This is a genomic window from Shigella sp. FC1544, from assembly GCF_001722145.1.
GTDB classification, from domain to species: Bacteria; Pseudomonadota; Gammaproteobacteria; order Enterobacterales; family Enterobacteriaceae; genus Escherichia; species Escherichia coli.
Window position 1 is genome coordinate 1 of record NZ_MECT01000190.1, and the last position, 3183, is coordinate 3183.

At 51.9% G+C, this 3183-nt stretch carries 2 protein-coding genes and 1 pseudogene; 2 read left to right on the forward strand and 1 reads right to left on the reverse strand.

Annotated features, from left to right (window positions below):
* On the forward strand, nt 1-139 hold a 139-nt coding region (locus tag BGK49_RS11315; RefSeq protein WP_021514769.1), incomplete at its 5' end, for an IS1 family transposase.
* A 10-nt stretch (nt 140-149) separates the two neighbouring features.
* A pseudogene (locus BGK49_RS11320) lies at nt 150-503 on the forward strand (AMP-binding enzyme); the annotation flags it as partial.
* A 65-nt stretch (nt 504-568) separates the two neighbouring features.
* On the opposite strand, the gene ppsA reads toward BGK49_RS11320, so the two are convergent.
* On the reverse strand, nt 569-2947 hold the full coding sequence (gene ppsA / locus BGK49_RS11325; protein ID WP_000069326.1) for a phosphoenolpyruvate synthase: 2379 nt from the start codon (nt 2945-2947) through the stop codon (nt 569-571).
* Between the last annotated feature and the right edge of the window lie 236 nt (nt 2948-3183).

Genomic DNA, 3183 nt, shown 5'->3' on the forward strand with positions numbered 1-3183 from the left:
GCAGCGAATTGAGCGGCATAACCTGAATCTGAGGCAGCACCTGGCAAGGCTGGGACGGAAGTCGCTGTCGTTCTCAAAATCGGTGGAGCTGCATGACAAAGTCATCGGGCATTATCTGAACATAAAACACTATCAATAAGTTGGAGTCATTACCCGGACGCAAAAAAGATATTATTGTCCGCGGCGGCGAAAATATTAGCAGCCGTGAAGTGGAAGATATTTTATTGCAGCATCCTAAAATTCACGATGCCTGTGTGGTTGCAATGCCCGATGAACGTTTAGGTGAACGATCATGCGCTTATGTCGTGCTGAAAGCGCCGCATCATTCATTATCACTGGAAGAGGTGGTGGCTTTTTTTAGCCGTAAACGGGTCGCAAAATATAAATATCCTGAACATATCGTGGTAATCGAAAAACTACCGCGCACTGCCTCAGGTAAAATACAAAAGTTTTTGTTAAGAAAAGATATTATGCGGCGATTAACGCAGGATGTCTGTGAATAGATTGAATAAGTTTCATCTTCGGGGATCACATAAACCCGGCGACAAAACGCCGCCGGGTATTTATTTTATTTCTTCAGTTCAGCCAGGCTTAACCAGGTTTGCACCACGGTGTCCGGATTCAGAGACAGGCTATCGATCCCCTCTTCCATCAACCATGCGGCAAAATCTTCGTGGTCGGACGGACCCTGACCGCAAATCCCGACATATTTGCCCTGTTTCTTCGCGGCACGGATAGCCATCGACAGCAATACTTTCACCGCATCGTTGCGCTCATCGAACAGTTCAGACACCACGCCGGAGTCACGATCCAGACCGAGCGCCAACTGCGTCATGTCGTTTGAGCCAATTGAGAAGCCGTCGAAATATTCGAGGAACTGCTCGGCCAGCAAGGCGTTGGACGGGATTTCACACATCATGATGATTTTCAGCCCGTTCTCACCACGCTTCAGCCCCTGACGCGCCAGTTCTTCAACCACCGCTTTCGCCTGGTCTACGGTACGCACGAACGGGATCATGATCTCAACGTTGGTCAGCCCCATGTCGTTGCGCACACGTTTCACTGCTTCACACTCCAGCGCGAAGCAGTCGCGGAAGCTGTCGGAAACATAGCGGCCCGCGCCACGGAAGCCGAGCATCGGGTTCTCTTCATCTGGCTCGTAACGCTCACCACCGACCAGGTTGGCATATTCGTTCGATTTAAAATCAGAGAGACGGACAATGACGCGCTTCGGATAAAACGCGGCACCCAGCGTCGCGATCCCTTCAGTCAGACGACCAACGTAAAATTCACGCGGAGAATCAAAACCTTTCATCATCTCGCGGATTTCGTTTTGCAACTGCGGTTCCTGATCGTCAAACTCAAGCAGTGCGCGTGGGTGGACGCCAATCATACGGTTGATGATAAATTCCAGACGCGCAAGTCCCACGCCTTCGTTCGGCAGACAGGCGAAGTCGAAAGCTCGATCCGGGTTACCGACGTTCATCATCACTTTCAACGGCAGATCCGGCATGGTTTCTACGCTGGAGCTTTTCACGCTAAATTCCAGCAACTCCGCATAGACGTAACCGGTATCACCTTCGGCACAAGAAACAGTGACGTTCTCACCGTCTTTCATCCGTTCTGTTGCATCACCACAGCCCACTACCGCCGGAATACCCAGTTCACGAGCGATGATCGCCGCGTGACAGGTACGACCGCCACGGTTGGTGACGATGGCAGATGCTTTCTTCATGATCGGTTCCCAGTCCGGGTCGGTCATGTCAGTGACCAGCACGTCACCAGGTTCGATGCGGTTCATTTCGCTGATGTCATGGATGACTTTCACCGGACCCGCACCGATGCGATGACCGATAGCACGGCCTTCGGCGATAATCTTACCCTGTGAATGCAGCGTATAACGCTCCATGACCTGACCGCGTGAGCGCACGGTTTCCGGACGCGCCTGCACAATGAACAGTTTGCCGGTGTGGCCATCTTTCGCCCACTCAATATCCATCGGGCGACCGTAGTGTTTCTCAATTTGTACGGCCTGTTTTGCCAGTTCCTGCACTTCTTCGTTGGTCAGCGAGAAGATGTCACGCTGTTCCTGCGGTACGTCTTCGATTTTAACCTGCTTGCCGTGCTCCTGGGTCGGCGCGTAAACCATGCGGATTTTTTTCGACCCCATGGTGCGGCGCACGATAGCCGGGCGATTCGCCGCCAGTGTCGGTTTATGCACGTAAAACTCATCCGGGTTAACCGCCCCCTGCACGACCATCTCACCAAGGCCCCATGCGGAAGTGATAAACACCACCTGGTCAAAGCCGGATTCGGTATCAATGGAGAACATCACGCCAGAAGATGCGAGGTCGGAGCGCACCATCCGCTGAACACCGGCGGAGAGCGCCACGCCACGGTGATCGTAACCCTGGTGCACACGATAAGAGATGGCGCGATCGTTAAACAGAGAAGCAAATACATGTTTCACTGCCACGAGAACGGCGTCAAACCCCTGAACGTTGAGGAAGGTTTCCTGCTGACCGGCAAAGGAAGCGTCCGGCATATCTTCTGCGGTGGCGGAGGAGCGCACCGCAAAAGAGGCGTTTTCGTCATCGGCGGAAAGCTGAGCATAGGCTTCGCGGATGGCGTTTTCCAGCTCAGGCTGGAAGGGAGTGTCGATAATCCACTGGCGGATTTGCGCGCCCGCTTTCGCAAGCTGAGTAACATCGTCAATATCCGTTTTATCCAGCAGTTCATAAATGCGCTGGTTTACGTCGCTTTGGTCCAGAAACTGGTTAAACGCGTCGGCGGTTGTGGCGAAACCATTCGGAACGGAAACACCCATTCCGGAAAGGTTAGTAATCATTTCACCCAGGGAGGCATTTTTGCCCCCAACCCTGTCTACATCATTCATGCCGAGTTGGTTGTACCAAAGCACCAGCGGTGACGAGCCATTGTTGGACATCGAACAATCCTTTTGTGATAAATGAACGGTTTGAGAAACACATTTCTGCGCATTTATCTTTGCATATTTAACCGGATGAAAAAAACGATGAATCGTTCAAGCAAATATATTTTTTTACTTTTTAAGACTGATCCAGCTGGATTTGCCCCTATATTTCCAGACATCTGTTATCACTTAACCCATTACAAGCCCGCTGCCGCAGATATTCCCGTGGCGAGCGATAACCCAGCGCACTA

What these genes read in the sequence shown, in the direction of transcription:
- ppsA (WP_000069326.1), bottom strand. Translation starts at nt 2,947, where the DNA reads ATGTCCAACAATGGCTCGTCACCGCTGGTGCTTTGGTACAACCAACTC.